Origin of the sequence: Corallococcus terminator, assembly GCF_003611635.1 — a bacterium.
Lineage (GTDB): Bacteria > Myxococcota > Myxococcia > Myxococcales > Myxococcaceae > Corallococcus > Corallococcus terminator.
Genome location: NZ_RAVZ01000459.1, coordinates 1 through 6148, shown reverse-complemented (window position 1 = coordinate 6148; position 6148 = coordinate 1). Strand labels below are relative to the sequence as shown.

Annotated in this window: 6 protein-coding genes and 1 pseudogene; 2 read left to right on the top strand and 5 right to left on the bottom strand. The window is 69.4% G+C overall.

Translation table 11 applies throughout. The features are described from left to right. Nucleotides 1-121 precede the first annotated feature (121 nt). Nucleotides 122-637, bottom strand: a pseudogene (locus D7V88_RS37980) (RNA polymerase sigma factor); the annotation flags it as partial. Between the two features lie 188 nt (nucleotides 638-825). On the opposite strand from D7V88_RS37980, the gene D7V88_RS37975 reads away from it, so the two are divergent. Next, a complete protein-coding gene (locus D7V88_RS37975; RefSeq protein ID WP_120545431.1) occupies nucleotides 826-1362 on the top strand; it encodes a DUF2378 family protein in 537 nt (178 codons plus the stop codon). Nucleotides 1363-1437: 75 nt separating this feature from the next. Next, nucleotides 1438-1926, top strand: a complete 489-nt coding sequence (locus D7V88_RS37970; protein WP_120545432.1) for an FKBP-type peptidyl-prolyl cis-trans isomerase — start codon at nucleotides 1438-1440, stop codon at nucleotides 1924-1926. On the opposite strand, the gene D7V88_RS37965 is transcribed toward D7V88_RS37970, so the two are convergent. The 4 genes from D7V88_RS37965 to D7V88_RS37950 all read right to left on the bottom strand — a co-directional run bounded on the left by D7V88_RS37965 (nucleotide 1920) and on the right by D7V88_RS37950 (nucleotide 6146). After that, nucleotides 1920-3194, bottom strand: a complete 1275-nt coding sequence (locus D7V88_RS37965) for a DEAD/DEAH box helicase (protein WP_120545430.1) — start codon at nucleotides 3192-3194, stop codon at nucleotides 1920-1922. The two genes, D7V88_RS37970 and D7V88_RS37965, sit on opposite strands and share 7 nt — an antisense overlap. Nucleotides 3195-3290: 96 nt before the next feature. Continuing rightward, entirely contained in the window at nucleotides 3291-4142 is an 852-nt protein-coding gene (gene fghA / locus D7V88_RS37960; protein WP_120545429.1) for an S-formylglutathione hydrolase, read from the bottom strand. Continuing rightward, nucleotides 4139-5251: an S-(hydroxymethyl)glutathione dehydrogenase/class III alcohol dehydrogenase gene (locus D7V88_RS37955; protein ID WP_120534532.1), complete on the bottom strand. Its 1113-nt coding sequence runs from the start codon at nucleotides 5249-5251 to the stop codon at nucleotides 4139-4141. The genes fghA and D7V88_RS37955 overlap by 4 nt, the downstream gene beginning before the upstream one ends. 142 nt (nucleotides 5252-5393) lie before the next feature. Further along, nucleotides 5394-6146: a response regulator gene (locus tag D7V88_RS37950; protein ID WP_120545428.1), complete on the bottom strand. Its 753-nt coding sequence runs from the start codon at nucleotides 6144-6146 to the stop codon at nucleotides 5394-5396. Between the last annotated feature and the right edge of the window lie 2 nt (nucleotides 6147-6148).

Genomic DNA, 6148 nt, shown 5'->3' with positions numbered 1-6148 from the left:
GCAGCACGTTCGGGTCGAAGCGGGCGACCAGCGAGGGCAGGGACACCGGGCTGCCATCGCCCAGGCCACTCCACGCGGCGAGCAGGCCCAGGACGTGCTCGGGAGGCCGGCCGCGCGCGCGCAGCTCGCGCAGCTTCTCGTAGCCCCGGTGCGCTCGCAGCCGCGCCGCGCCCGCGCGGATGCCCCGCATCTCCGCGATCTCGTCGAAGGACCAGCCCTCCAACTTGCTCAGCACCACCGCCTCGCGCTGCTCCACGGGGAGCTGCTGGAGCGCGTCCTCGATGCGCCGTCGCAGCACCGGGTCACCTTCGGGCGCGGGCACCGACGTGGGGCCTTCCGGCGTCGCATGCGCATGGGCATCCACGTGCTGTTGGTGCCGCAAGGCGTCGCGGGCTGCGTTCGCCGCGATGGTCAGCAGCCAGGGGGTGAAGCGCGTGCCCGACTCGTAGCGCCCCCGGGCGCGGATGACCGACAGGAATGTCGTCTGCATGAGGTCCTCCGCCAGCGGTCCATCCCTCACCATGCGCGTCAGGAACCCGTGCACACGTCCGGCGTGTCGGGCGAAGAGCGCCTCGAAAGCCGAGTGATCTCCCTGACAGAACAAGTCCATGAGCGCTTCGTCCGTGACGCTCCCCATCGTCTGGCTCACGGACGGCCCTTCTCGGAATTCGTTTCCGGACGCGGACGGTTGATGCCCAGGGCCTTCCAAGGGCTTGAAACCACTGGCCCCCGTGAAGCCTTCGGCAGGGGGATCCTTTCCCCGAAGCGACCGGGTACTGTCGCGCGTCTTTCCGGTCTCCTCGCGTTTTCACACTTCGAGCGCACATGTCCCCGGCCGAGGTCGTCATCCAGAACACGTTGTTCGAGTCGCTGCTGCGCTGCGTCCGCCTGGACTCGTCGCTGCGGGAGCGGCTGGCGGCGGCGGGGTACGACCCGGACCGGCCCCGTGCCTCCTATCCGGCGTCGGTGTTCCTGAGGTGCCAGAACCTGGTGCTCGCGTATGCCTACGCGGGCCGGCCTCCCCAGGAGGCCCTGCGGCAGATGGGGCGCGACCTGGTGCGCGGCTTCTTCGAAACGCTGGTGGGCAAGGTGGTGAACGTGGCCCTGAAGGTGGCCGGCCCCGAGCGCGCGATGAAGCGGGTGGGGCTGAGCTTCCGCGCGGTGATGGAGCCGGTGGAGATCCAGTCCACGGAGCTGGCGCCGAAGGACTGGCGGGTGACGTTCCAGGGCTACCCCTTCCCGGCGGAAGCAGCGGCGGGATGCTGTGAAGAGGCGCTGCGTCAGTCCGGGGCCGAGAGTCCCACGGTGGTGCTGGAAAGCGACACCGGCACGGGCCGCTTCGAGCTGCGCATCCGTTGGTAGGACGTCGTTGTGCACGCGGTAACGGTGGTCATCATCCTTCCACCGAGGCATGGCTGAATGCGCTATGAGGGCCCCATGAAAATCGGCAAGGACAGCGTTGTCGCCATTGATTACAAGCTCCACCTCGGTGACGGAGTCGTGGTGGATGAGAGCGAGGCGGGAGATCCGCTCGTCTACCTGCACGGCTACGAGGAGATCGTCCCCGGCCTGGAGAAGGCCCTGGAGGGCAAGGCCGCCGGTGAGTCGCTGAAGGCGACCGTCTCCGCGGCGGACGGCTACGGGGACTATGACCCGGAAGGTGTGGAGGAGGTGCCGCGCACCGAGTTCCCCGAGGACCTGGAGATCAAGGCCGGCGGCATCCTGAGCGCCACGGATCCGGACGGGGACGAGGTCGACTTCCTGGTGAAGGAAGTGAAGAAGGACACCGTGCTGGTGGACTTCAACCACCCCTTCGCCGGCAAGGAGCTGCACTTCGAGGTCACCATCAAGGAAGTGCGCGCGGCGACGCCCGAGGAACTTGAGCACGGCCACGCGCACGGCCCCGGTGAGGACCACGATCACTGACGGTCGGGGCCCTTCGGTCGGGCCTTGCCGTGGGAGCGGGCATGGCGCCCGGGCGTCGCATCCGCGGCCCGGGTGGAGCGGCCATGGTCGGCCTGGGGAGGACCCGGGTCGCGCTGCTTCGCGAGGAACGCCTCCATCTCCTTGCGGAAGATGGGGCTCTTGCGAGGCACCTCCGCGAGCGGCAGTTCCTGGCGGATGATGCTCTCGATGTCGCGCAGGGTGCGGCGCTCCACGTCCAGCGCGAACAGTGACGCCCGCCCGCTGGCCTCCGCGCGAGCGGTGCGGCCGATGCGGTGCACGTAGTCCTCCGGCCCATGCGGGATGTCCAGGCTGATGACGTGGCCGATGTCGTCCACGTCCAGGCCGCGCGCGGCGAGGTCGGTGGCCACGAGGCAGCGGTACTGCCCCCGGCGGAAGCCCTCCAGCGCCTGCTTGCGCTGGGCCTGCGTGCGGCCCGCGTGCAGCGCGGCGGACTTGTAGCCTGCGGCGGCGAGCAGCTCCTTCATCTTGTCCGCGCGCGCCTGGGTGCGCACGAACACGAGTGCGCTCGCCTCGTCCTCGGCGAGCAGCGTGAGCAGCAGCGGCCACTTCTCCTCGGGCTTCACCATGTACAGGTGCTGATCCGCGCGCGCCGCGGGCGTGCCGCTGGGGGTCACCTCCACGCGCACGGGCTTGTTGAGCGCGCGCTGGCCGAAGCGCGCCACGTCCGCGCCCAGCGTCGCGGAGAACAGCAGCGTCTGGTGCTTGCGCGGCAGCGCCTGGAGGATCTGGTTGATCTGCGGCAGGAAGCCCATGTCCAGCATCCGGTCCGCCTCATCCAGCACCAGCGTGCGGATGTGCGACAGGTTCACGGCCTTGATGCCCAGCAGGTCCACCAGACGGCCCGGCGTCGCCACGATGAGCGTGGGGCGCTCCTTGAGTTCGGCCACCTGGGCGTTCATGTCCTCGCCACCGATGATGGTGATGGGCAGCACGCGCCGGGGCTCGCCGAAGAAGCGGGCCTGTTCAGCCACCTGCTGCACCAGCTCTCGCGTGGGGGCGAGGATGAGGCCCAGGGTGCCGCGCTCCCCTGCGAAGCGTTCAATCATGGGGAGCAGGTAGGCGGCCGTCTTGCCGGTACCGGTGGCCGCGCAGCCGATGACGTCACGGCCGGAAAGCGCGGGAGGAATGGCCTGCGCCTGGATGGGCGTGGGGGTACCGAAGCGGGCGCGCTTCACGGCACCCAGCGTTTCGGGAGACAGGCCCAGGGACTTGAAAGTTGCACTCATGCCCCCACGCCTCCCACGTCCAGGCCGGGGAGGGAAGGGGATTGACACACAAGCAGGCGCGCCCCAGGCCTGTCCGGGGCGCGCCGGGGTGCCTTTTCAGGCCGCGTTCAGGGCCGCCGCATGGTGGCGCAGGTGGTCTTCCATGAACGTGGAGACGAAGTAGTAGCCGTGGTCGTAGCCCTCCTGCATGCGCAGCGTGAGGGGCTGGCCTGCCGCGTCGCACGCGTCCTTGAGGAAGGACGGGTGGAGCTGATCCGGCAGGAACTTGTCCTTCGTGCCCTGGTCCACGAGCAGCGCCGGCACGCGCTTGCCGGAGCGGAGCAGCTCGGTGGCGTCGTACTCGCGCCACGTCTGTTCATCCGGGCCCAGGTAGCCGCCGAAGGCCTTCTTGCCCCAGGGGCTGCGGATGGGGGCGCCAATGGGGGCGAACGCGGACACGGAGCGGTAGCGGCCGGGCTCGCGCAGCGCCGTGACGAGCGCGCCGTGACCTCCCATGGAGTGGCCGAAGATGCCTTCGCGGTCCATGCGCGCGGGGAAGTGCGCGCCGATGATGCCGGGCAGCTCCTTCGTGACGTACGTGCCCATGCGGTAGCGCGCGTTCCACGGCGCCTGGGTGGCGTCCAGGTAGAAGCCCGCTCCGGTGCCGAAGTCCCAGTCGGTGTCCTCGCCCGGGATGCCCGCGCCGCGAGGGCTGGTGTCCGGCGCCACGAGCATCAATCCCAGCTCGGCGGCCACGCGCTGCGCGCCGCCCTTGGCGGGGAAGGTCTCCTCGGTGCAGGTGAGGCCCGCCAGGTAGTACAGGACGGGGACCTTGCCGTGCTTCGCCTGGGGCGGGGTGAAGACGCTGAAGCGCATCTCTCCGCCGCAGGCCTCGGACGCGTGCTTCCAGAAGGACTGGGTCCCCCCGAAGCACGTGTGCTCGCTGACGAGCGTGGGGGCGGCGCTCATCCGTACTTCACCACGCTGCGGATGGACTCGCCTTTGTGCATCAGCTCGAAGCCGTGGTTGATGTCCTCCAGCTTGAGCGTGTGGGTGATGAGCGGGTCCACCTGGATCTTCCCGTCCATGTACCAGTCCACGATCTTGGGCACGTCGGTGCGGCCACGCGCGCCGCCGAAGGCGCTGCCCTTCCACACGCGTCCGGTGACGAGCTGGAACGGCCGGGTGCTGATCTCCTGCCCCGCGCCGGCCACGCCGATGATGATGCTCTCGCCCCAGCCGCGGTGGCAGCACTCCAGCGCCTGGCGCATGGTCTTCACGTTGCCGATGCACTCGAAGCTGTAGTCCGCGCCGCCGCCGGTGAGGTTGACGAGGTACGGGACGAGGTCGCCCTCCACGTCCTTCGGGTTGACGAAGTGGGTGAGGCCGAACTTCTCCGCGATCTCCTTGCGGGCGGGGTTCAGGTCCACGCCGACGATCATGTCGGCGCCCACCATGCGCGCGGCCTGCACGACATTGAGGCCGATGCCGCCCAGGCCGAAGACGACGACCTTCGCGCCTGCCTCCACCTTCGCGGTGTAGACGACGGCGCCCACGCCGGTGGTGACGCCGCAGCCGATGTAGCAGACCTTGTCGAAGGGGGCGTCCTCGCGGATCTTCGCGACGGCGATCTCCGGCAGCACCGTGTAGTTCGCGAACGTGGAGCAGCCCATGTAGTGGTGGATGGCCTGCTTGCCCAGGCGGAAGCGGCTGGTGCCGTCCGGCATCAGGCCCTTGCCCTGCGTGGCGCGGATGGCCGTGCACAGGTTCGTCTTCTGGGACAGGCACGACTTACAGCCGCGACACTCCGGCGTGTAGAGCGGGATGACGTGGTCGCCCTTCTTCACGCTGGTGACGCCCGCGCCCACGTCCACCACGATGCCCGCGCCCTCGTGGCCGAAGATGGCGGGGAACAGGCCCTCCGGGTCCGCGCCGGAGCGGGTGAACTCATCCGTGTGGCACAGGCCGGTGGCCTTGAGTTCAATGAGCACCTCGCCCGCCTTGGGGCCCTCCAGGTGCACGGTTTCAATGCTCAGGGGCTTGCCGGCCTCGAAGGCGACGGCGGCGCGGACGTCCATGGTGGGGCTCCAGGGGTTGGAACGAAGAGTTCCCCCACTGTAGAAGCCACGCGCGGATCCGGCTGTGAAAAGTGGGGGCTCCACGCATCGAGCGTCCGCGCCCGGACCCTGCGCGTGCGGGCGCTCGATGCCCCGGGTCTGACTACACGGAGATGAGGCCCTTGCGGATGCCCTCGGTGACGGCCTCCACGCGGTTCGTGACTTCCAGCTTCCGGTAGATGTGCTCCAGGTGCGTGCGGATGGTGGCCTTCGACAGGGTGAGCAGCCGGGCCGCCTCGCTGTTGGACACGCCCTTGGCGATGAGCTGGAGGATTTCACGCTCGCGATCCGACAGGGGCTTGAGCAGCGGCTCCTGGGCGGAGGTGTCCTGGGGCGCCGGTGCCGGCGTGGGGTCCACGGCGGAGGGCGCCACGGCCAGCGGTTCGGTGGGCACGGGGCTGGAGTCCGGCTCCACGCGGAAGTGGCGCAGCAGGCGCCGCGCGAGGTTCGGCTGGATGACGGTGCCCCCGGCGCGGACCTCCTTGATGGCCTCGACGATCTTGTCCACCGTCGCGCCCTTGAGCAGGTAGCCGGAGGCGCCCGCCTTCACGGCCTCCAGCACTTTATCCTCCTCGTCGAAGATGGTGAAGATCAGGATCTCCATCTTCGGAAAGCGCGCCTTCACCTCGCGCGTGACGTCGATGCCGCTCATGCGCGGCAGCCCCAAATCCAGCAGCAGCACGTCCGGCGCCGCGCGCTCCACCTCTTCCATCGCGGCCTCGCCGGACAGCGCGGTGCCCACGATGTCGATGTCCGGGTGGCCCTCGAAGAGACGGAGCTGGTTCTTCAAAATCTTGGTCTGGTCCTCCACGACGAACACGCGGATGGGCAGGGTGGCGGCAGGGGTCGGGTCCACGG

Excerpts from the sequence above, each read along its gene's own strand:
- D7V88_RS37965 (WP_120545430.1), bottom strand. The coding sequence starts at position 3,194 with ATGAGTGCAACTTTCAAGTCCCTGGGCCTGTCTCCCGAAACGCTGGGT.
- D7V88_RS37970 (WP_120545432.1), top strand. The coding sequence starts at position 1,438 with ATGAAAATCGGCAAGGACAGCGTTGTCGCCATTGATTACAAGCTCCAC.
- D7V88_RS37955 (WP_120534532.1), bottom strand. The coding sequence starts at position 5,251 with ATGGACGTCCGCGCCGCCGTCGCCTTCGAGGCCGGCAAGCCCCTGAGC.
- fghA (WP_120545429.1), bottom strand. The coding sequence starts at position 4,142 with ATGAGCGCCGCCCCCACGCTCGTCAGCGAGCACACGTGCTTCGGGGGG.
- D7V88_RS37975 (WP_120545431.1), top strand. The coding sequence starts at position 826 with ATGTCCCCGGCCGAGGTCGTCATCCAGAACACGTTGTTCGAGTCGCTG.